The 22925-nt window shown below is 47.9% G+C and carries 21 protein-coding genes, 1 tRNA gene, 1 other RNA gene and 2 pseudogenes; 1 reads left to right on the top strand and 24 read right to left on the bottom strand.

From position 1 onward, the window contains the following. The 3 genes and pseudogenes from AC1WIP_RS00875 to AC1WIP_RS00865 all read right to left on the bottom strand — a co-directional run. Positions 1-251: pseudogene (locus AC1WIP_RS00875) on the bottom strand (carbohydrate ABC transporter permease); the annotation flags it as partial. Next, a pseudogene (locus AC1WIP_RS00870) lies at positions 244-1134 on the bottom strand (carbohydrate ABC transporter permease). The pseudogenes AC1WIP_RS00875 and AC1WIP_RS00870, both read right to left, overlap by 8 nt. 81 nt (positions 1135-1215) lie before the next feature. Beyond that, positions 1216-2607 (bottom strand): ABC transporter substrate-binding protein, encoded by a 1392-nt coding sequence (locus AC1WIP_RS00865; protein ID WP_481140030.1) that lies wholly within the window; start codon positions 2605-2607, stop codon positions 1216-1218. A gap of 179 nt (positions 2608-2786) precedes the next feature. Between AC1WIP_RS00865 and AC1WIP_RS00860 the strand changes: the two genes are divergently transcribed. Beyond that, a complete protein-coding gene (locus AC1WIP_RS00860; protein WP_481140029.1) occupies positions 2787-3665 on the top strand; it encodes an AraC family transcriptional regulator in 879 nt (292 codons plus the stop codon). Positions 3666-3730: 65 nt separating this feature from the next. Here AC1WIP_RS00860 and AC1WIP_RS00855 read toward each other — a convergent pair whose 3' ends face one another. The 21 genes from AC1WIP_RS00855 to AC1WIP_RS00755 form a co-directional block, all read right to left on the bottom strand. Next, positions 3731-4498 carry a S1 family peptidase gene (locus AC1WIP_RS00855; RefSeq protein WP_481140028.1) on the bottom strand — a complete coding sequence of 256 codons (768 nt, stop codon included), beginning with the start codon at positions 4496-4498 and terminating at the stop codon, positions 3731-3733. A gap of 21 nt (positions 4499-4519) precedes the next feature. After that, positions 4520-4876: RNase P RNA component class A (gene rnpB, locus AC1WIP_RS00850), an RNA gene on the bottom strand. Between the two features lie 58 nt (positions 4877-4934). Then, positions 4935-6545: an ArnT family glycosyltransferase gene (locus AC1WIP_RS00845; protein ID WP_481140027.1), complete on the bottom strand. Its 1611-nt coding sequence runs from the start codon at positions 6543-6545 to the stop codon at positions 4935-4937. Between the two features lie 36 nt (positions 6546-6581). After that, entirely contained in the window at positions 6582-8237 is a 1656-nt protein-coding gene (locus AC1WIP_RS00840; protein WP_481140031.1) for a uridine kinase family protein, read from the bottom strand. A gap of 26 nt (positions 8238-8263) precedes the next feature. Further along, positions 8264-8968: a tRNA (adenine(22)-N(1))-methyltransferase gene (locus AC1WIP_RS00835; protein WP_481140026.1), complete on the bottom strand. Its 705-nt coding sequence runs from the start codon at positions 8966-8968 to the stop codon at positions 8264-8266. Further along, positions 8968-10080 carry an RNA polymerase sigma factor RpoD gene (gene rpoD / locus AC1WIP_RS00830; protein WP_318704818.1) on the bottom strand — a complete coding sequence of 371 codons (1113 nt, stop codon included), beginning with the start codon at positions 10078-10080 and terminating at the stop codon, positions 8968-8970. The genes AC1WIP_RS00835 and rpoD overlap by 1 nt, the downstream gene beginning before the upstream one ends. A 71-nt stretch (positions 10081-10151) precedes the next feature. Continuing rightward, entirely contained in the window at positions 10152-11924 is a 1773-nt protein-coding gene (gene dnaG, locus AC1WIP_RS00825) for a DNA primase (protein ID WP_481140025.1), read from the bottom strand. A gap of 60 nt (positions 11925-11984) precedes the next feature. Further along, a complete protein-coding gene (locus AC1WIP_RS00820; RefSeq protein WP_318704816.1) occupies positions 11985-12989 on the bottom strand; it encodes a deoxyguanosinetriphosphate triphosphohydrolase in 1005 nt (334 codons plus the stop codon). An 86-nt stretch (positions 12990-13075) separates the two neighbouring features. Next, entirely contained in the window at positions 13076-13972 is an 897-nt protein-coding gene (locus tag AC1WIP_RS00815; protein ID WP_481140024.1) for an alpha/beta hydrolase, read from the bottom strand. A gap of 33 nt (positions 13973-14005) precedes the next feature. Then, complete coding sequence (locus AC1WIP_RS00810; RefSeq protein WP_481140023.1) at positions 14006-14710, bottom strand: DUF6320 domain-containing protein; 705 nt, start codon at positions 14708-14710, stop codon at positions 14006-14008. A 53-nt stretch (positions 14711-14763) separates the two neighbouring features. Then, a complete protein-coding gene (locus tag AC1WIP_RS00805) occupies positions 14764-16059 on the bottom strand; it encodes an alcohol acetyltransferase (RefSeq protein ID WP_481140022.1) in 1296 nt (431 codons plus the stop codon). 151 nt (positions 16060-16210) lie between these two features. Next, positions 16211-16294 (bottom strand) — tRNA-Leu (locus tag AC1WIP_RS00800). A gap of 105 nt (positions 16295-16399) precedes the next feature. Continuing rightward, entirely contained in the window at positions 16400-17161 is a 762-nt protein-coding gene (locus tag AC1WIP_RS00795) for a hypothetical protein (RefSeq protein WP_481140021.1), read from the bottom strand. Positions 17162-17279: 118 nt separating this feature from the next. Then, the gene (locus AC1WIP_RS00790; RefSeq protein WP_481140020.1) at positions 17280-18125 is read right to left on the bottom strand and encodes a bifunctional 5,10-methylenetetrahydrofolate dehydrogenase/5,10-methenyltetrahydrofolate cyclohydrolase; all 846 of its coding nucleotides are present in this window, start codon (positions 18123-18125) and stop codon (positions 17280-17282) included. Positions 18126-18170: 45 nt separating this feature from the next. Next, positions 18171-18809 carry a cyclodeaminase/cyclohydrolase family protein gene (locus AC1WIP_RS00785; RefSeq protein ID WP_481140019.1) on the bottom strand — a complete coding sequence of 213 codons (639 nt, stop codon included), beginning with the start codon at positions 18807-18809 and terminating at the stop codon, positions 18171-18173. Positions 18810-18922: 113 nt separating this feature from the next. Next, the gene (locus tag AC1WIP_RS00780; RefSeq protein ID WP_481140018.1) at positions 18923-19534 is read right to left on the bottom strand and encodes a hypothetical protein; all 612 of its coding nucleotides are present in this window, start codon (positions 19532-19534) and stop codon (positions 18923-18925) included. 9 nt (positions 19535-19543) lie between these two features. Continuing rightward, a complete protein-coding gene (locus tag AC1WIP_RS00775) occupies positions 19544-20419 on the bottom strand; it encodes a DUF3298 and DUF4163 domain-containing protein (protein WP_481140017.1) in 876 nt (291 codons plus the stop codon). After that, positions 20416-20910, bottom strand: a complete 495-nt coding sequence (locus AC1WIP_RS00770) for a sigma-70 family RNA polymerase sigma factor (RefSeq protein WP_481140016.1) — start codon at positions 20908-20910, stop codon at positions 20416-20418. Before AC1WIP_RS00770 ends, AC1WIP_RS00775 begins: the two co-directional genes overlap by 4 nt. Before the next feature lie 167 nt (positions 20911-21077). Further along, on the bottom strand, positions 21078-21728 hold the full coding sequence (locus tag AC1WIP_RS00765) for a DUF3879 family protein (protein ID WP_481140015.1): 651 nt from the start codon (positions 21726-21728) through the stop codon (positions 21078-21080). Between the two features lie 87 nt (positions 21729-21815). Then, the gene (locus tag AC1WIP_RS00760; protein WP_481140014.1) at positions 21816-22310 is read right to left on the bottom strand and encodes a DUF3021 domain-containing protein; all 495 of its coding nucleotides are present in this window, start codon (positions 22308-22310) and stop codon (positions 21816-21818) included. A 10-nt stretch (positions 22311-22320) separates the two neighbouring features. Continuing rightward, positions 22321-22761 carry a LytTR family DNA-binding domain-containing protein gene (locus AC1WIP_RS00755; RefSeq protein ID WP_481140013.1) on the bottom strand — a complete coding sequence of 147 codons (441 nt, stop codon included), beginning with the start codon at positions 22759-22761 and terminating at the stop codon, positions 22321-22323. Positions 22762-22925 lie beyond the last annotated feature (164 nt).

Raw genomic sequence — 22925 nt, 5'->3', positions numbered from 1 at the left:
CTTACGAGCAGCGCAAGCACCGTCTGGGTAATGGAATATTTAAAGGAATTGACCATTGCCGTTCCAATATTCTTGGCCTCCAGCAGGTTTTTCAAATTTGTGAGCAGATTGCTTCCCGGCAAAAGTCTTCCCGTGATAATCTGGGCGTGGGTATTTGTAGCGGACACAAACATCCAGTATATGGGAAACACAGAAAAGATTACTGCAATAATCAGCACCACATAGGTTCCCGCAAGCTTTCTTTTATTCACGTTTGTCACCTACCTTCATCTGAATCAGGGACAATACCGCAACCACCACAAAGATCACAAAGGAGATGGCTGTAGCATATCCGAAATTGGGAGTATACGCAAAGGACAGATTATAAATATAATGGGATATGGACAAAGTGGAGTTAGCCGGTCCTCCTCCCGTTAAGTTCACCGATTCGTCATACAGCTGAATGGTTCCGTTTACCGTCATAATGCAAAGCAGAATCAGTGTGGGTTTTATCGGGGGAGTGGTGATTTAAAAAAATTTCTGAAGCCCCGGGGCCCCGCCAAAAACCGCCGATTCATATATGCTTTCATCAATATTCTGCAAGGCTGCGGACAAAAAAACCATGTTATAGCCCGTCCACCGCCAGACAAGCGCCAGCAGAATGATAAACCTCGCCGACCAGGGATTTCCGAAAAAATTGTATCCCGTATCCAGAATGCCGGCAGATACCAAAAAGGTATTAATCATTCCGTTGTAAGCAAACATAATGCGGAAAATCAAAGAGTAGGAAACCGATGCCGTGGCGCAGGGCAGAAACAGCAAAACCCGAAACAGCCCTTTGCATTTTAGTCCCTTCCTGTTTAGGAGCGTTGCCAGCCACAGGGCCAGTCCCAGCATGATGGGAATCTGGATCATATAAATCAGCGTATTGGTTACAGCCGTCAGAAGCGTCTTATCCTCCAACAATCTGGCATAATTTGAAATCCCCGTAAAGGTCATCTGATTGCCGATCCCTGTTTTCAGGGATGTCAAAAAAGCCTGAAAAATAGGGCGGAAGCTCATAAAGCAGATTAAAAGCGCAGCCGGAAGCAAAAAAAGCCATCCGACTATGGCATGTCTCTTTGTGTTTGTCATCTTCTTCATATTTATCTCCATTCCGAAGCACAGCGCAGGAATGCTATATTTTGAGGGCACCTTTCGATGCCCTCTGCATAAAATTTCCGTTGCTTAAGTCCGTCAATTTCCCATGGCAAAATCCACAGTGGACTGTGCATTGTCCAGCTCCGACTGTATATCAGCGCCGTTGAGCACATTGGTCAGTGCCGTGGCTACGGCGTTTATCGTCTCATCATAGGCAGAGCTGGTATTGCTTGCAGGAAGCTGGTCCACAAACTGTCCCAAGGTTGCATAAATGGTATCTCCGTTGAAGAAATCATCCGGCGTATTATAGATTTCTTCATTTCCCGCAGTGGGAAGATAACCTGCGATATAATTGGAGTCCAAAAGGATGTCCTGATAAAACGCATCGCTCAGCTCTCCGCCCATCACTGTAGTCAAAAGATCCAAAGCCGTCTCATAATCGCTGCAGTTGCTTGTGATCATCCAGCTGCTGCCGCCGCTTGCCGCATAATTGGTAGCGCCCTCTATACCGTCCACGGAGGGAAGGTTTGCAATTCCCCAATTCCCGGACTGATCGGGAGCCTGCTTCACAGAGTTCAAAATCCACATACCGTTGATCGTGCCTGCACTGGAACCGGCATTTAAGGAGCTCATATACTCATCCCAGTTGGTAACCACCTGGATCGTTCCACTGTCTGCCATATCCCGGAATCTTTCAAAAATCGTAAACAGGGTCTCATTATTGTTCAGATTTACATTTCCTTCTTCATCAAAATAGCTTTCTCCGGTAGAATTCAGCATCATGGTTAAGAGCGTAGCGTCGGAAGCTGTAGACAGCAGAGGATGCCCTGTCTGTTCCAGCACGTCCTCGCCGATTGCCTGGAATTCGCTCCATGTAATATCCCACAAATCGTCTATGGTATAGCCCGCCTGCTCCAGATAATCGGTTCTATAGCACGCAACGCCCACACCCGAGTCAAAGGGAACGGCATACAGCTCTCCGTTATAGGAACACCACGCTATCTTGGACTGGTCATAATCATCCGTATTGATGCCCGAATCCGCCAGAGAATGGAACACATCCGGATAAGATCTTACCAGCATGGGAATAGAGGTATCCTGCATCAAAATAATGTCAGGAAGCTGTGAATAATCCCCGGAATTCGCAATGGTGGTAATTCTGGTCCGCACATCAGCCAAAGCCAGAATCGTTACATTGAGCTCCACATTATGCCCAAGCTCATTGTACATGTCAACGCCTGTCTGCAGAAGATCCTCATTGGGCGACCAGCACCACACATCCAGGGTAACCGTTTCCCCTGAAGCAGAATCGCCATTTTGTGTGCTCTCCGTGCTCTCTGCCGCCTGCGTGCTCTCCTGGGTCTGGGTCTGTGACGCAGCGGACTCACTGCTCTGCGTTGTTTCTCCATTACTGCCGCATCCGGCCATTGCCAGACATAGACCGACACTGCATAAAATCGCCAAAAATTTCTTTTGTCCCTTTTTCATAAAGTGTAACCTCCTTTTGCATAAGTCTTTCACATTGGTGACAAGTTCTATTATACTGTTTGAATATCGCCAATTCTCAGCGTTTTTAACTTTATAACTTGCGTTTTTTATAATATTTCATTATACTGACATTATACAACATATTTTTTATAAATTCTTCAAAAAAGGAGGAAAAAATCGTGGCAACTTCTTCCATTGATTACGCAATAGAATGTAATTTTATGAATTCCATGTCTCCTGAGGACAAAACTTATCGTTCCCATTACAAATACGAGCTGCTTTTAATCCTGAACGATGATATTTCCATGCTGATTAACTCCCACAAGTATGAGGTCCCCTTTGGCACCCTTGTGCTCTTAAACAGCCATGACCTTCATCTTTCCCTGAACAACTCCCGCCATTCCTACAAGCGAGTCGCCATCCACTTTGATCCAAACCTTGTGCGCACCTACTGTACTCCCAACACAAACCTGTTATCCTGCTTCCATAACCGCCCCACTGATGTGGGAAATCTGCTGCAGCTGGAGGAGGATATCCTGAAATTTATTGATCTGGCCATTCAGTTCCGCCCCTACTGGCGTTCCACCCACTACGGAGAGGACGTGCTTTCCGTGGCCTGCCTGATTCAGATTCTGGTGATGGTAAACCGGCTTTATGCCTTTGGCACCTCCGTAAAGCCCATCCGTTTCACCAAACTGGTCAGTGATATCATCACCTATGTGGACTCCCACATAAACGAGGATTTAAAAATTTCCAAGCTTGCCCAAGCCTATTCCTATACGGAAAATTACATCTGCTCTCAATTTGTGCGCCAGACAGGAATCACCCTGAAGCAATATATCCTCACTAAAAAGCTCACTCTAGCGAAACAGTTTCTGGAAAACGGCCTTTCCGTCACGGAAACCGCCGAGGCCTGCGGTTTCAACGATTACACCAACTTCATCCGCACCTTCAAAAACCACGTTGGGTGTTCCCCCGCAAAATGGCGCAAGGGCTATTATATCTGTTCCAATCTGGCGGAATGTCATATTCAGGATTTTTCCAGTTTTATGGAATAAAAGGACGGTCCCGCCCCAGCAAAGAACCTGCAGAGAGAAGCTTTCTTCCTCCCCCTGCAGGTTCTCTAATTTTGTTCTTCATATTCCGCCTCAATCAAAGTAAGAGGCAGCGCCGCAAGCTCTCCATTTTCATTCCCTCCGCACAAAAGGCCGATGAAATGCCCGTTTAGATCAAACACCCCTCCCCCGGACATTCCCTGTACGGCGGGAGCTTTTATGAGCATCATATATTGAGAGAAATCCTCCAGATAGACCCATGTCTCCTGAAGCGTTCCCTCATAGGCGTTTTCGCCGGGCCCCCCGTAAGAGCCCATTACAATCACGCCGTCTCCCGTCTCAAGGGAATCATAGCTTTCCTTATCCACCGCCGCGCGGCAATAGGTTTTCAGATGCTCCTTTGGAATATCTGAAACCGGTACAGATAAAAAAGCCAGGTCAGCATCCGCCGTCTTTTCATATACCTGGCATTCCACAGCCCATCCGTCGGCAAATACCACCCATACACTCTCATTCTCCTCTCCAAGCACATGAGCCGCCGTCAACACCGTCAGTTTATTTTCGTCTCCATTATAGAGAATACCGCTGCCCCCGCTTTCCCTGGCCAGAACCTGCACCATCATGCCAGAAGCCGCCTCCTGCAGCATTCCGGCCAGATTTTCTTCCTCGGGATTTTCCGAAAAAATCCGGGAAGCCTGTGGAAGCACACTCTCCTTAGCCGGATTGCTCTCCCCGTAAGCCTTCCCTTCCTCTTCCACATAAAATCTCTGAAAAAAAAATATTGCGGCGGCCAAAAGAAATGCCCCCGCCAAAACAATCATGCCTTTTTTTATCACGCGCACCTCCCTGGCTTTTTGGGGGTAAGCAGGACGATAAGCCGGGTTATGTCGCGAATAATCATCTATCTAGTACGGCTGTCGCCAGCCGCATCAAGCGACCTACCTGAAAGCAGGCCGGGCAAGCCTGTCGCTTTCCTTTTGGTCTTGCTTCGGATGGGGTTTACATGGCTCCGCCTGTTGCCAGACGGACGGTAGTCTCTTACACTGCCTTTCCACCCTCACCGGACGCCGCCTCAAAGAAACGGTTCCGGCGGTATATTTCTGTTGCACTAGCCTTGGAGTCGCCTCCACCAGACGTTATCTGGCATCCTGCCCTGTGAAGCCCGGACTTTCCTCACCTGCTCAAAATGCAGCCGCGATTATTTGTCCTACTTACCTGTCAATGATTATATCCTGCCACGGTACATTTCGCAAGGAAAAAATGATACCTGAACTATGCCGCCTTCCTGAATTTAATGATATTATCTTTATCCTTACGCCATCTGCCCCTTATCATGCCGAATATCTGCTCCATAAGCTGCCAGTATCCCACTGCCGAAAAAGAAAACATTGTGACATAATAGGGCAGCACATATCTTGCCTTCGCCTCCCAGAAAATGCTGAACAAAAAGCCTCCTATCATCATCACCGCCAGCAGATGCTGCAAAAGATTGCTTTTTGGCCTGACAGCAAGGACAAAGTATAAAAGCATGCCGAAATACACAACAAACTGCAGCCTGTCACAAACCCAAAGCACCTTCATAAAATATTCTCCCCCAAGCTTTGCCGCCAGAGAGTCCACAGACGGTTCATAGCCCTCTGTGTACTGGGTATTGAAATAGAGGGACTGATACAAGGGTTCATTCCACTGAGACAGCAGCTTTTCTCGAAAGAAAGTCCATGTATAGGAAGGATCGGACCGAAACACCCCAAGCCTTTCTTCAATATGCTGCTTTACCACTTCTTCCGTGATATCCCTGTCACAATCATTCTCATAATAAATCCTTCTGGGATAGTCAAAATACCAGCCATACTTGCCGTTGTTTTCCTGCAGTCCCATGGAAACCCAGGAAAGCACAGGCAACCCTTTGGAATGCTCATAGCCGGAACGAAGCTCATACATTTTGTAAATTCCCATATAAAGCAGCCAAGGCAGCAAAACCGCCAGGGCAGCTGCCTTCAGCAGTTTCTTATCCTTGCAGTAAAAGGCCCATACAAGGGACACCAGACAAAAAGCAATGAGAAGAATCAAAGAATTTTTTCGCACCAAAATCCCCATGGTCAGAGAAAAGACACACAGCGCCAGATAGCCCCCATGAGATTTTTTTCCATACCGCAGAAGGGCCCATGCCGCCAGCAGGGAGAAAAAGATGCTGGGGATATCTCCGTACACCCAGCTGGTATAAAAAATCAGAGGCAGGCATCCCAGCATAGTGGCACAGTAAAACACCAAAACACTCATCTGGTCCACAATCTCTTCCACAATCCGGCCGCCTAAAAAGACAATGCCCACCGCAAGAAAAGCGCAGATCACCTGAAAGGCAAAATAATTATATGTCCCCACAAAAACAAAAAGCAGCTCCATCAGCGCAATCAGCGCCAGTTGATGGGGATACATATCGCAATAGCCTCCCTGGCCCAGGAAATCATAGTTCCCCTCCAGAAAGTAGGAAGCGCCTCCATAGATGAAGGCCTGATCTCCCGTTGGAATTCTCTCCGCACAGGTAATCCACCAAAGACTCCATCCTCCGGTCCAGAGCAGGGATAAGGCAAGCGCGGCCTGTTTGATCCTATTTTTCACCTGCTGCGAAAAACGGTTTTCCATCTGAGCCAAAAAGACAAGAAAAGCCCCTGCAAGCAGCAGAACCAGCAGGTTCCTGCTCATGGAATCCCGCACATTCACAGGTATTTCATCTCCTCCCGGATTCATGTACTGGGTATACCGAAGGGAATACCAGGTCAAAAACAAAAATATGGCAGCCCCACAGATCCGCACAATCCAATTGGCTAAAACAACCAGCTTTTCTCTGGCTTCCTTTCGGTTTTGTTCTCTGCATTCTCTCATTGGTATCTTTCCCCCTATGCTTATGATTTTCTCGTCCTAAACCTGAAAACAGCTGCCGCCCACAAATTCCCTGCAGATAGAATTGTTGGGGAGACTTTCGCTGGTCACACCCAGAAAATAGTCTAAAAACTTAAGCAGCCTCTTCGCCTCATGATACTCCTTATCCTCCTTGGATATCTGAAAAAGCAAGGGTTCTGCAAACTGCTTCAAAACTGCCAGCTCATAGATTAGCACCGAGTTAAACATAGCATCTGCATCCTCCTGATAGGGGAAAATATTTTCCTCCTCCCCTCTTCTCACCGACGGCCACATAGAAATGGTTCTTTTGGCATCCGCTCCTCTGGTTCTGGCATCCCGCACCAGACGGCGCAGCAGCCTTCCGTCCGTAGTGGGAATCCGGTTGTGCTCGTCAATATTGATATTGGTGAGCGCGCTGATATAAATTTTATACTTGCTTTCCTCAGGAAGGGCGTAGGATGTCTTTTCATTCAGCCCATGGATTCCCTCAATGACCAAAATGTCGTCAGGGCCCAGTTTCTTATATTTCCCGTTATATTCTCTTTTTCCGGTTTTAAAATTAAAGGTGGGAAGCTCCAGCCTCTCTCCCTTGAGCAGTCTGCACATATCCTCATTAAATTTCTTAATGTCAATGGCCTCAAGACATTCAAAGTTGTAATCTCCCTTTTCGTCTCTGGGCGTGAATTCCCGGTCCACAAAGTAGTCGTCCAAGGCGATGGGATGGGGCACTTTCCCAAGCGTGCGAAGCTGTATGGACAGTCTGTGGGAAAAACTGGTTTTGCCCGAGGAGGAAGGGCCTGCAATCATAACAAACTTCACATTCCCTCTGCTTACGATTTCCTTGGCAATCTCGCCGATCTTGCGCTCCTGCTGGGCCTCCTGCACCAAAATCAGCTCGCTTAAGGAACCGCTGCAGATCTGATCATTCAAATCCCCAACTGTCTCAATGCCCACCTTTCTTCCCCATTCCTCAGACTCCTTCAGAGTTGCAAACAGCTTTTTGCGTTCCGTAAAAGGCTCCACTACAGAAGGGTTCTTTTTAGAAGGCAGAAGCAGCATAAAGCCTTCATCATAGGGTATCACATCAAACCACTTCACATAGCCTGCATTGGGCAGCATGTATCCATAATAATAATCATAATAGCCTTCTATTTCATAGATATTTACAAAGGAGCTTCTTCTGTACCGAAACAGCTTTTCCTTGTCCCTCATGCCCTGTGTGCGAAACAGCTCCATGGCGTCATCAAGAGAGTACAGGCGCTTGTAGAACGGTGTTTTCTGTTCCACCAGCTGCCACATTCTATCCTCGATCTGCTTTGCACTTTCCGCTGAGACCAAGACGCCTTCTCCCGCTCTGATATAAGAGCCATGTCCTATGGCAAACTCCACCCGGCTTCCCTGGGCTGCCTTACTGCCAAACACATCGTATATGCCTTTTAAAAACAGCATGGTGGCAGTGCGCACATAGGTCTTGTATCCCACATCGTCCCGCAGGGTAAAGAAATCAATGATACAGTCTTTTGTGAGCTTCTTAAACAGCTCACGAATTTTGCCGTTCACCGATACCACTGCAATCATATTGTCATATGCCTCCTGATAAGGCGCTGCCACAGTCTCATAGGTTGTTCCCTGGGGAAATTGTTTCTTCTCACCCTTTATCGTTACCGTAATCATTTTTCTTCCTGCCCTTTCAGTCATACTTACTCCCAATATGACAGTGCCTCCAGAAGGCGCTTCCGCTCCTGCCTCACCTGGCACAAACGCTCCTTTGCTCTGTCCTTTTCCCCGAAATTCAGCTCCTTTTCTATCTCCAGGGTGGTTTTCAGCCGGTATTCCAGATATTCCCTGAGTACCGGATTTCTGTCCTCTAAAAGCTTTTCCCCAAATTCCAAAAAGAGCTCACTCTGATGATTGATCTCCTGTCCTGTGTAGACGGCTTTCATCATAAAATAATATTTTCCCTCTTCACACAATATATTCTCTTCCTGTATTTTATATCCCCCGCTCTGTAAAAATCTGCGAAACTGGGGAATCTCCGACTGGGGCTGCAAAATCAGCTCCGAAAAACTTTTTGCTTTCTCTTCCTGCGAGGCAAGGATTCTTGTCATCACCCGTCCTCCCATGCCTGCACACACAAGCGTCTGGGCTTCTCCCCCTTCATATGCACTAAGCCCGTCGGAAAGACGGGTCTCTATGTAGCTTCCCAGCCTGCACCTGGCGATGTGTTCCTTTGCCCTGGACAGGGGTCCTTCTCTCACATCCATTGCCAAAACCCGGGGACTGATCTGATTCTGCACAAGATAGATGGACAAAAAACCATGGTCACATCCCACATCCGCCACCCGGTTCCCCAAAGTCACCATATCGGCCAGAGCCTGCAGCCTGCGGGAGAGTACAACCTTCATCAATCCAGATAATCCTTCAGCTTCCGGCTGCGGCTGGGATGACGCAGCTTTCGAAGAGCCTTGGCTTCTATCTGACGGATACGCTCACGGGTCACGTTAAATTCCTTTCCCACCTCTTCAAGAGTGCGGGCTCTCCCGTCGTCCAGTCCAAACCGCAGACGCAGCACCTTTTGTTCTCTCTCTGTGAGAGTTCCCAAAACCTCCACCAGCTGCTCCTTTAACAAGGTAAAGGCCGCTGCATCCGAGGGAACCGGCACATTATCGTCCTGTATGAAATCGCCCAGGTGGCTGTCCTCCTCCTCGCCGATGGGCGTCTCCAGAGAAACAGGCTCCTGGCTGATTTTTAAAATCTCCCTCACCCGCTCCACAGGCATATTCATTTCCTGGGCAATTTCCTCCGGGGAAGGCTCTCTTCCAAGCTCCTGCAGAAGCTGTCTGCTGACCCGGATCAGCTTATTTATGGTCTCCACCATGTGAACCGGAATCCGTATGGTCCGCGCCTGATCTGCGATGGCCCTGGTAATGGCCTGGCGAATCCACCAGGTTGCATAGGTGGAAAATTTATAGCCCTTGCGGTAATCAAATTTTTCCACAGCCTTAATCAGACCCAGGTTGCCCTCCTGAATCAAATCAAGAAACAGCATCCCCCGGCCCACATACCTTTTGGCAATGCTCACCACCAGACGTAAGTTTGCCTCTGCCAAACGCTTTTTGGCCTCCTGGTCCCCCAGCTCCATCCGCTTTGCCAGCTCTATTTCCTCCTCCGCACTCAAAAGAGGCACCTTGCCGATTTCCTTCAGATACATGCGGACAGGGTCCTCGATGCTGACGCCGTCGGGAACCGAAAGGTCGATGTTTTCCACATCCACCTCGTCGTCCTCCGTGAGTATGATCTCCTCATCGTCCACATCGTCCTCTTCTGTGATGCGCAGAACATCCACATTATTCTGCTCAAGTACCTCCAGAATTTTTTCAAACTGCTCCTCTTCCAGCGGCATATCCGCAAAGAAATCACTGATCTCCTGATATTCGAGAACGTTCTTTTTCTTCTTCGCCATATTCAGAAGCTCTTTTACCTTCTCGTCAAATTTTGCCTGTGTGTTTTCATCCATGTTGTTCGTTCCTTCCTTCCTGGGAAATTTACTTCCTTTGTAATTGTCTGTGGCTTTTTTTATTCTTAACCTTAATCCAGGGAAATATGCGTTTTTGCCAGCTCTTCCAGGGCTTTTTTTCCAGCAATTACCTGATTCAGGGCTGTCATATCCGCCCCCAGCCTGGCCGTATAGTATTCATAGCTGTTTTTCTTTACCGAAAACACAATGTCATGAAACGCCTTTTCCTTCTCCTGCTTTGTCTCCAGCTTTGGCAGACTGGTGTTAAAAAGAGCCGCCGCCTCCCGCTGGTCATTTTCCTCCTCAAACATGCTGATAATGCCGGCAGGCCGAAGCTCCCCCTTCTCCAGGTCCAAAAACAGCCTCTCGGCCACCCTTCTGTACAGCTCCTCCGTAAAATCCTCCGGCGTAATATACCCTTTGATTTTTTCATAAAGGGAAGGCTCGTCCGTAATCCAAGTAATTAAAAGCCGCTGGGATTTCTTTGCTCCTTCTTCAGGGCTGCTTTTGCGGGAAGCGGTGGTCCTGGGTCTCCTTGCGGGCTCTGCGCCTCCTGTGGCCACTGCGGCGGACAGCACCAGTCTGCGCAGCTGCTCCGCCCCGATATGATACTTGTCTGCCACCGCCTGCAGATAATTTTCTCTCTCCACTTCCTCCTTAAACTCACAAAGCTTCCTTGCGATCTCCCGGTGAAACCTTGTCTTGGATTCCGGGTCCTCCATATCATAACCAGCTTCCAAAATCCGTATTTCAAAGAAAAAGCTGTTTTCCGCCTTTGCAATGCGTTCCCCAAATGCCTCCTTCCCCAGATTCTTCATAAACTCATCCGGGTCCTTATAAGGCCGCATGTCAATCACTCTGGCTGTAAGCCCCGCTTCCCGCAGAATGCCGATGCCACGAAGGGCAGCCTTCACTCCGGCGCCGTCGCTGTCATAGGCAAGCAGCACATTGTCTGTATAGCGCCGCAGCAGGGAAGCCTGTTCTGAAGTGAACGCTGTGCCAAGAGACGCCACTGCCTGAGTAAACCCGGCCTGGTGCATGGCGATTACATCCATATAACCCTCACAAAGAATCAGGTTGCCGCTTCCTGCCCTGCGGGCAAAATTTAAACCGTACAGATTGCGTCTCTTATCAAATATGGGAGTCTCTGGAGAATTGAGATATTTAGGCTCTCCCTCCCCCATAACACGGCCCCCAAAGCCGATTACCCGGTGATTAATGTCTTGTATGGGAAACATGACCCTGTTCCAAAACTGGCTTAAAAGACCGTGCCTCTCCGAAAAATTAGCAAGACCCGCCTCCTTGATCAGCTGATCCTCAAAGCCCTTTTTACGCAGGTACTCCACAAGCTGCGCTCCATTTTTGCCCGCATAGCCCAATCCAAATTTTTTCATGGTCTCATCGGTCAGCTCACGCTTCTTCAGGTATTGAAGGCCCGTGGCTCCCTGGGGGCTTCGAAGCATAAAATAAAAATAGGTGGCTGCCTCCTTGCACACCTCCAAAAGTCTGGCGCGCCTGTTCTCTCTTCTTCTTGCCTCTTCCGAATATTCCGGCTCCGGCAAGGCCACTCCGGCCCGCTCCGCCAGAGCCCTCACTGCCTCCGGAAAGGAATAATTCTCATATTTCATGAGAAAGGTAAACACATTTCCACCTGCCCCACAGCCAAAGCAGTGATACATCTGCCTGGTATCCGATACGGAAAAGGAGGGGGATTTCTCGTTATGAAAGGGACACAGCCCCCAATAACTGCTGCCCTTTTTTTGAAGCTTTACATATCCCGACACCACATCCACGATGTCGTTTCTCATTCTGACTTCTTCCACAATCTCCTCAGAATAATACATTTCATTACTCCCATGAAGCCGCGCTTTATGTAAATCCTTTCTTAAAGCCGTGCTTTTGTTTTATATATGCCAGGACTTTGGTATATAGATCTCTTCATACTGCGCTATGGCAAAGCGGTCGCTCATCGCCCCTACATAGTCGCATACCACCTTTTCTCTGGGCTCTCCCTCCGATATCAGATTTAAAAATTCCTCCGGCAGATCATCTATATGCTTCAAATAGTGATAATATAATGTTTCCATCAGCATCTCGGCCTTTCCCTCCTCGCTTTTGGCTTCAGGATTCTGATAGACTCTCTCAAACATAAACTGCCTGATCTTTCGCATAGCCTCCCCAACCGGCTCCGACATCAATATGTCATTTTTGCCCATGCTGGCAGTGACAATGTCGTGTATAAAATGATCCAGACGCTCTCCTGTGGTCTTTCCCACAACGTCCGCAATCTCCTTAGGCACATCGCTTTCCTTCAAGATTCCGGCCCTGACGGCATCGTCCATGTCGTGATGAATATAGGCGATCTTATCCGAAAGACGCACCACTTTTCCCTCCAGCGTGTGAGGCTTTCCGATGGTCTGGTGGTTTCGGATGCCGTCCCGCACCTCATAAGTCAGATTTAACCCCAGGCCTCCCTTCTCCAGCCTGTCCACCGTGCGCACGCTCTGCTCACTGTGTTCAAAGCCGAAAGGACACACCCGGTTTAACGCCCGCTCTCCCGCATGTCCAAAGGGGGTATGTCCCAAATCATGTCCCAGGGCAATGGCCTCCACAAGCTCCTCATTCAGCTTCAGCGCCTTTGCAATAGTACGGGCATTTTGAGAAACCTCCAGAGTATGGGTCAGTCTGGTGCGATAGTGATCTCCCTCCGGCGTCAAAAATACCTGTGTCTTATCCTTCAGCCTTCGAAAGGCCTTACAGTGTATGATTCTGTCCCTGTCTCTCTGAAAAACAGGCCGGATATCGCACTGCTCCTCCGGCTTTAGCCTGCCTTTAGAATTCATACTTAAGGATGCGTAAGGACTCAAATAATCCTTTTCCCACTGTTCCAAGCTTTCTCTAATTGTCATGTCCGCCTCTCTTTACAAGAAACCCAATCACATTACAACATACTCCTAATTTATATATTCTCCACACTATGGGAAATTCCTTTATTCTACCTGCATATCTCGAAAATAAACTCCGCATTTTTTTCCATGGCCTCATAAGCCGTCTTAAAAGGAGACATCTGGAACACATGCCACATACCCGGAAAGCGGTCCAGCTTCACAAATACGCCCGCCTTCCCCATGGCCTCATAAAGCCGCAGGGCGTCGCTTAACAGGATTTCGTTTTCCCCCACCTGGATATAAGTGGGCGGAAAGCTCTGAAAATCCCCGAACAGAGGAGAGATCAAGGGATCCTCCAGGTTCCTCTTGTCCGCGTAGGCCAAAACCATGCGGTCAATATACGCCTTGTCCAACACAGGGTCAAGTTCCGCTTTGGATACAAAGGATTCCCCCGATGAGGTGAGGTCCGTCCAGGGGGAGAGAAGCACCAGGCCTCTTGGGAGCATTCTATTTTCCTGCTTCAGCTTAAGGGTCAGGGAAAGGGCAAGATTTCCCCCGGCAGAATCCCCTGTGACAATAATATCTCTCGCCCCGTACCCAAGAAGCATGAGATAATTCCATGCCTTCATGGCGTCCTCCAGGGCCGCAGGATAAGGATGCTCCGGTGCAAGACGGTAGTCAAAGCACAGTACATCCATGGATACGATCGACGCAAGCTTTGCGGTCAGCGTTCTTGCATACATACTGCTTCCAGTGGAATATCCGCCGCCATGACAATGGAGAATCACATATTTTTTCATATGGGGTCTGTTGACGCTTACCCACTCGCCGTACATGCCGTCAATATCTACCTCTTTGTAGCAGATATCCTTTGTATTCCCCAAAATAGCTCCAATATGATCCTGAGACTGTCTATGCTTTTCAATATCACTGTTTTCCACCAGGCCATGCACCCGTTTGATCAGCTGCATGAGATTCTGGTTTCTTTTGCTTTCCTTGTCCATAATTCTTTCTCCTAAACCTGCTGTCAGCCTTCCTTAAAAATGCAGTCTTCTTCTCACCTCATTGCGCAGCCTTCTGCGGGACAGCAGCGTAATGATGGCAATATCCACAATGACGCAGACCGTAGCCACAATGGCCGACCATTGAAACGCCGCCTGCCCATCCAGATAAAGATCAATCAAAAATTCCAGTCCCAGACACAGCAGCGCAAGGGCCGTAAAAAGATAAAGGGCCACTGTAAGAAAAGATCGGGGAAGCTTCCTTACACAGAGCACAAAGCACTCGGAAAGAAAGGTGACCCACAAAACGATGGGCATTCCCAGCCCGTAAAACCAATCATCCTGCTGTATCATATAGGCAATCATATACAGATATACCATCACCGCCGCCCCGTCAAACAGCAAAGAGACATATATGGACTGCTTGGTATAAATCACTACCGGTATCATGATCACCCACAGAATAACACATACGCCGATCACTGCCAGAGACCAGAGGGTTCCCTGAAATACAAAGGCGTTGAGAATGCCGCAGGTGACAGCCGTAGCCAAAACCACCGTGGAGAGCAGAATACCCAAATCCTTTCTCTTCACAGTCTCCACCTGTCCCCTGTCCCTGGGAAAAGGTGTCGGCTGCTGCCTGGTCTTAAGATCTGACGGATTGATCACCGGCGTATTACAAAGCGGACAATTTTTTGCCGAAGGGTCCAATTCCACACCACAATTCACACAATATGACATACTATCCCTTTCCGCGCCTTTTATGCGCTGTTTCCTTTCAATAACGCTTCCCGCTACTCCTCCGTTATCTCACGGTTGCTCTCTATTTTTACATGAATGCCGTCCGAAACCAGCTTGCGGAAAAAATACCGCTCCACATCCGCCTCAATGATACTGCTTGCAAAGTTGATGGTCAGAATGTCATCAAAGCTGACTACGGCGCAGTTTGTCCTGGAGGAAAATGGCTGTCCCATATAGATATCAAAGCGCTCAATATAAGGCTTCATTCCCTCCGGCACCTTTATGGCTCCCATATTGGTCAGCCCCGCGGAAGAATTTTTGTCCTGCACCTTTGTATAGAACATCCGCACCACAAAATCCTTGATAAACAGCGGCACCACCCTGATCAGCGGATTTTTCTGGGTTGCAGCGTTTGTTGTAATGTCTCCCCTTAAAAATTTTTCATTCAGATAATACCGCATATAATTGTGCACCTGGGTTACAATTTCCTCAAAGGTATAGTCCCCAAGCCTTGGATCCACTCCCGGATAGATCATGGTAATAAAATTCCGAAGTGTCTTTGAGGGGAAAAAGCGCCTGAGATTTACCGGCATTGCTATCTTCACCGGACGCAGGCGAAGATGCCAGTCTTTTTCCTGCTTTGTCAAAAGCGCGTACAGCAGCACCGCATTGAGATATTCCGTTATGGTGGCATTGTATTTCTTTGCAACTGCCATCACCTGGGACACGGACATGATGCCGTCAATAATATTAAGCGTATAGAAGGGCTCCTTTGTGCCCCTCACCCGGTATGTTTTCTCTCCCGGCCTGGGAGGACGCACCTTTGCGTTGGCGTAGCGCATATAAGCGTCTTCCAGCTCCTCCGGATCGGGTTCTTCACCAATATCCAGCACAAAGCCTCCGTTTTCAATCTCTTCATGTCCCAGGAGCCTTAAGTACACTGCCACCAGCGTCTGCAGCACGCACATACCGCCGGTTCCGTCTCCCAGACTGTGATGGGCCTCCAGGGCAATCCGGTTCCTATAATAATAAACCTTCACCAGATATCGATTATTGGCCTTAAAATACATAGGCTGACAGGGATTTTTTACGTCCTCCTGCACAAAAGGCCCCGGCCTGTTGTTTGGCTCTAAGTACCGCCAGAACAGACCTTTTCGTATAGCAGCTTTATAGGTGGGAAATCTGGGAAGGGTCATATCCACAGCCTGCTGCAGCACCCTGGGATCAATCTCCTCCTTTAAAAGCACGGACAAACGGTATACGGATGAGAAATCCCGTCTCTGCAGGGTAGGATAAACAATGGCGGACAAATCCAGTTTGTACCAATCTCTGCGCACCCCTTTTTCCATTAAACACCTTCCTCCATGATTTGAAAAAATCTGCGTGCTCCCCTCTCGGAAACCGCCTGCCTCCAGCCCCAATGCACCATTTAGGCACATTATACCCAAATGGTACATTGAAAAAAAGAGTGCTAAGCATATACTTAACACTCTCTTGTCATGCAGGAAAAGAGACTTGAACTCTCATGGTATTGCTACCACACGGACCTGAACCGTGCGCGTCTGCCAATTCCGCCATTCCTGCGAACAAGTCATATTTTATATGTTTTCCTGCCAAATGTCAATAGAATTTTTGCTATTTTTTTTATTTTTTTTATTTTCGTAACAGTTTAGTCATAATCTGCCGCCGTTAAAAGTAGCCGTTAAACAAACTGCCTGCATTATAGAGGCTGCTGTAGCCTCCTGTAAAGGTATAGGTATTCGTCCGGTTCGCCTCTCTGTCCGCCGCATAACCAATTAAGGAGGACTGCGCCGACACCCTGTACCCATAGGACCCGTTTTCACCAAAAAGGCTTTTTACCGTAGTCATATCCGCCTCCATAAAGGTATCCTTATCAAGGGACAGCGTGCTGTCATCGTTTAACGTAATCCCTATCTTATTCAACAGCTTCAGATTGCTGATGGTGGCATTCACCATGCTCTCAGCACGTTTGGTAATGCTTTCGCTTCCAGAATCATTCACCGCATCTACGACAGCGTTAAAATTTGTCACAAAGCTGTTTACCGCCTTGTAAATGCTTTCGGTATCGTATCCCTTCTGGGTGCTTTCCACACCGTTTTCATCCACCGTAGCAATATCCTTTTTGGTGAACACAGAATCGCTGCCCTTTTCCAGCAGGGCATCTGCTGATTCCTTCAGCGCATCGGCCGCAGTCTGCACCCTGGCCAGGGTCTTGGAATCTGCCTTTCCCGTCGCATCACTGTTTACCAGTGATTTCACTGTGTCATTGGCATCCTCGGCATAATAGGCTTTCATCAGCTTGAGATAGCTGCCGTTTTTAATGCTGGCATAATCGAGCAGAAAGGTACTGCCCGCCACACCGGCAGCTCCGCTTCCCAGACTGGAAAATAAAAAAGAATAATCTGTTTTTGCCTGAATCGTAATGCTCATACGCGCTACCTCCTTGTATCATATTACACGCTTATCATTTCGGCATCCATGCCCCTCATGATTTCTCTTGTTTCCTATCTCTATCTTATCATATTTATCGGCCAAAAAACAGAAAAAGTTAACATTTTCCAGACATTTTTGCGGCCCTCAGCAGGTGCTTTGCAAGCACAGAGGTAGTGACGCTTCCCACGCCCCCCGGCACCGGCGTAGCCAAAGCTGCCGTTTGCGCTATCTCATCCAGCTTCACATCTCCGCATAGATTTCCTTCTTCGTCTACGTTGATTCCCACATCGATCACAACCGCATCCCTGCCCACGTAATCAGCGCCCACCATTTTTGCAGCGCCTGCTGCCGCCACAAGCACCTGGGCATTTCTGCAGGTCCCCGGCAGGTCTTCTGTTCTCGTATGGCACACCGTCACCGTTGCATTTTTTTTCAAAAGCAGCATGGCCACAGGCTTGCCGATCACAAGGCTTCTGCCGATTACAACAGCCCTTTTTCCCTTCAGGTCCACATCGGCATAATCCAGCATTTCTATTACGGCTTCTGCCGTACAGGGAGCAAATCCACTCTCATCACCGGCATACACTTTAGCCTGGTTTATCGGCGACATCCCATCCAGATCCTTCCCAGGCGCAATACGGCTTTCCACAGCCTTTTCATCCAGATGCTTTGGCAGCGGGCGAAGCAGAAGAATGCCGTCTACATCCCGGCTTTCATTGATTTCATCAAATTTCTGCAAAAAGGCATCATTGTCCACATCTGCCGGAAACACATAGGTAGTGCAGGCAAAGCCCACCTTCTCCATTTTCTTTACAGCGCCCCTCTCATAAGCAATATCATCCTGTTTTTCTCCCACGCGGATAATGACTAGATGAGGCGGCGCTCCTTTCCAGTCCTTCATTTCCTGAGCAATCTGTTCATTGATAGCATTTGCCACGGGAAGTCCCTTTAAAATATTCACACGGCTGTCCTCCTATACTTTTTGTTTGTCTAAAAAGGGATGGGATTATCCCTCGGCCCCGCATAGAGAACCGGCCACCTGTTCATAGATTCTGTCAGCCTCTCTGCATCCCTCTTCGCACAATTCTCTGGCCTTTTTATTCATTTCCGCCGCAATTTCACGGTTCTTCATCAGCTTCGTATTGATATATACGTTTAAAGAAGCTCCGTTTAATGCCGCCCGGCACAGCTGTACCCCAACACCCACATCACTAATGGCAATTCTGCTGCCAATCTCAGACAATCTGGAAAGGATATCCAATGCCTCCATAATTTCTTCCATCAGGGCAAGGGGCGCCTGAGCTGCCTTCTTAAGGGCTTCCTCCATAATCTGCTCCCTATGCTCTGCCTCCTCCTTAGTGCTTTTCGGCAGCCCATAGGCCCTCGACAATGGCTCAAAGGCTTCCGCATCCTTCTCCATACCGGAAGCAAGGCGCCCGGTAACTCCGGCCGCCTTCTTCAATATCAGCTGAATTTCTTCCTCATATTCTGCGTACTTTTTCTTCCCGGCAGTGAGATTCGCCACCATGCTTCCCAGGCTCATCCCTAGAGCTGCCGCATAAGCGCAGACACCGCCGCCTCCCGGCACCGGCGCGCAGGAGGACACCTGATCCAGAAAATCCTGCATTTTCATTTCCGTCATCATGCTCTTTTCTCCATTTCAACCACAAAATCCCATTTGTGTTTTTCCTACATTATAACGGTTTCCTGTAAGGCTGTAAAGGTGTCCTGGGCCTTTGTGTTATGCTCTTTATACTCTTATTCGTAGTTAATTCCCTGGATGGCCAGTTCTCCGTCCACAACCGAGAATATAATATTGTTTTTACTGCCGTCAGACAATACAAAGCCTGCCTTGCTGGGCGTCAGATTCTGGGTATCCGCCGCTTCCACGGATGCCGACAGTCCCGGCGTAAAAACAGTCTCTGCACCCAGTGCAATCAAATCTTCTCTGGATGACACCCCATCCTCTGCGATTCCAACATAAAGGGGATACGCAGCCAGGTCTGCCAAAGCCTCCAGATCCTGTGCCGCAACCGCTTCCTTGATCTGTTCTGCGAAAGCTGCTGCCGCAGCGCTGTCCACTGCAAAATTATCCTCATAGCCTCCCTGGGCGCTTTCCTCCTCAGACGCAGCCTGGGTTGTTCCCTTAGACGCTTCCGGCTGTGTCTCCTTCGCCGTCTGGCTTTGGGGCTCCTCTGCCGTACTTTCCCCGGCAGTTGTCTGCTGTGTCTCTGTTTCGGTCTGTGCGTCAGTGGATTGCTGTGTTTCTGTTTCAGTCTGCGGCACAGCGGTCTCCTCATTGGTACCTCCGCAGGCCGCAAGGTATGCACACATGGTCAAAGCCATAAAAAATGCAGTTATTTTTTTCATCTTCTTTTCCTACCTTTCTATTTCAAATTCTATGTCTCCGGCAGAACCGGGCGCAATCTGATACTTTTCAAAAACAATCACAAGATTTTCGTTCTCATTTATATAGAACGGCGTCTCCTCTGTGATGCCTGTAAATCCTCCCTCTTCAGGAGTCCAAAACGTAATTCCATCCTCCTGGCTCATAACCTCCATCTGCTTTCGGATACTTTCATTTGCAGCTTCTATATCGTTTTCTCCCAGGACGTCATTTAAGGATAACAGTTTTTCCTGCTGCAGGTCAATAGTATAATATCTGGCCTCCCGGTAGCCGGAATTCCAGTTTTCGCTTCCCCTCACTACAAAGGACAAGTAATTTGGAGTCTGGGCCTTCACCTCATACCACACAGCAATTTGAATGTCATGGGCCGCCCATTCCTCTTTTGTTCCTCCGGTCTCCAGAAATGCCGTCCTGTATTCCATAGCCCGTTCCATGGCTTCCTCTGCATATTCCTCGCAGAGCTGATATATCTCCTGGTTGATAGAATCTGCCAGGCCATTGGTGTCTGCAGAAATCATTTCCACGCTGGGAATCTCCACGGAAATTCCTACATTTTCTTCCTCCGCCTCATAGGTCCTGAACGTAAGCACCCTTGCAACGGCTCCCACAACGGGGATGCTGCTCATCTCCTGGGCAAATGCGGTGTTGGTATTCAAAAGCACCGTAAAGACGGCTGCCACTGCGGCTGCTGAAGTTGCCAGACCTCTTATGACTCGTTTCCTTCTCTTCCATTGCAGGATTTTGCGGCGCTTGCCCGAGGATTCAATGGCCGCCTGCACACGCTCCCCCAGTTCCTCCGGAATGGGGATTGCATCGTACTTATCTTTTGCATCTTTCATCTCGCTCATAAATCTGCCTCCTTTATATTTTGTTTCAACTGTTTTAAGCCTCTGTACAGCTTTGCTTTTACCGTGTTTAAATTCATCTGCATCACATCGGAAATTTCCTTAAGGGTCAGCTCTTCAAAGAAACGGAGTTTTACAATACACTGCACATCCTCCTCCAGCCTGCTTATCTGTTCATAAATCTCCTCACCGCTGCTGTCATACCTCCTCTCATAATAAGGAATTTCCATGGGTTTCTCATCACCGGCTAAAACCTCTCTCTTTCGCTGCCTTAAAAACAGAAGGCTTTCATTGACAAGAATTCGGTAAAACCAGGTTCTTACCGCATTTTCGTTTTTCACCGTCTCATAATGATCCAGCGCCTGGCAAATAGCATTCTGTACCACATCCAAGGCATCTTCTTTATTCTGAACGTAGCTATAGGCCAGCCGGTAAAATTTTTCCTGATTCTCTGTTATATGATCCACTATTTTTTCGTATAATCCGTTTTTCATAGAAATCCTCATTTCTGCGCTTTCTGGTACCAGTAACTTTGCGTAAGACAAGGCCTCATCACCTGTCTCAATCTATAGATGCAAAGGAAAGTAAAAAAGTTTCAAAAAAATAAAAAAACAGGAAGCCCTCCTTCAAGGACTTCCCGCATGTCTTTTGGGGAAAATAGCTAGATTCTTGCCTGAAAGGATTTTCTGATCAGTCGGCTTCCGGATTTTACCAGTAAAGAATCTATGGCTTCTCTGGTGATTCCGTCCAATGCCCCGGACGGAATTGGTTTTCCTATTTCCCAATCTGCATCCACTCTTTTTACAGCGTCCACAAACGCCTGCCGGTACTGGCGCTCATATTGTTCTAAAGTATGCCCAGCCGCCAGACGGTCATTCTTTTCCATTTTCCGATACAGATTATAATAGACATCCGTCCTTTGGGTGGTATCTCCGTTGCTGACACCGTTTTCCCGTAAAAATTCTTCTTTGGCAAGCGCAAACATTTCCTCTCTGCTGCTCTCCGGAATGGAAATGATTTTATTCTTTCCTGCACGATTTTGGTCCGTGACCGCTAATCCCGCCAATCCCGTGCTTAAATTGATACGATCCCCATCCTTGTCAAACTGACGCATCCGGTTTTTGATACATGCAATGTTAGTGTAGCCCACTCCACCGCCTGCTGCACTTGTCATTGCACTGATCGCAGCCTTATATTGCTTGCTGCTTGTGTTAATTCCTGCCTGCCGCAGTTTGGCGTTGACCACGCTGTCCTGCAGGGGCATGCCCGAAATTTGCGCAAACCGATTGCTAAGATCCCTGACTATAAGCATAACAGACACCTCCCTCCGAATCTTAAGCCTCTGTCCAAAAATACTTACTTGCTTGTTCTTCTATTTTATTATATCATACCATATCCCCTATATGCTACCGGATTTCCTCCTTTGCTCATCTTTTCCGTCCTGTCTCTTGCGCAGAGTTTCGTTCAATTTTTTGACATTGCGTTTGGCAATAGCATACTGCACAATCCATATTGCCGCAAAAAGGAAAGCAAAAATTCCGAAGTAACTTAAAAAGCCTTTCAGACTATGCTCCATCCAATATGAAAAATAAGCTATCGGCAGCATGATCACTGAAGTAATCAAAAAATGAATTCCCGTCTGTTTTACAAGCCCCCAATCTTCCATTTCCCATATTACAGAGGCGGCAGCAAATCCAGAGCCTATGATTCCACATAGAAATGCCTGCAGCAAAACAGCATTGATTTCGTTTCCCGTTACCTCAATTAATTCAGGCATACAGGGGGCATAATAGCCGTCTCCCCAAATCAGGGAAATCACTATCGTTATCAAATATCCCAATGCCAATCCAAAGGGGAAGCCTGACATACTGCGTAAAAACACCTTTTTTTTCATCTTTATCACCTCATATTCCCAGTATTTTTTTGATTTTTGAAACATATCGTCTTGAAACATAGGTTGTGATATGATTGTCCAGCTCCACACAGATGGTGCCGGTAAAGCTTAAATCAAAATTTTTAACTCTTTTTAAATTGATGATTTCAGAATTCGATATACGGATAAACTGATTCGGATGCAGCCGCTCTTCTATTTCATATAATCTGAGGCGAATCATGTACTCTCCTTTGCTGGTGGAAGCAAATACCTTACCTGCGTTTGCATAGACTCTGATCAAATCCTCCTGCTCTATTACTTCCACTTTTTCATTTTTGCAGCCGGAAAGGATCTGCGGCGTATTTTCTGATAATTTGTTTAATACCCGGCTGACATCCTCTGACATCACTGCGGTCAATATGACTATTTTGGGTTCCGTATAGGAACTGTCAATTTTTATCTCAATCTGCATCTGGCTCCCTCCTGTAATGCAATTATATGAAAATGAGACAGCGTCTTCAACGGTTTTTGCACAGTCGGTTGATTATGGGACATAAGTGGTCAGAATAAAGCAATAACAATGGCAGGGATTTCTCCCTGCCGCCTTTATCTGCCAACATTCTTATAATATAATAC

The sequence above is a fragment of the Acetatifactor sp. genome (genome assembly GCF_982438285.1).
This window is presented reverse-complemented; position numbering and strand designations above follow the sequence as displayed.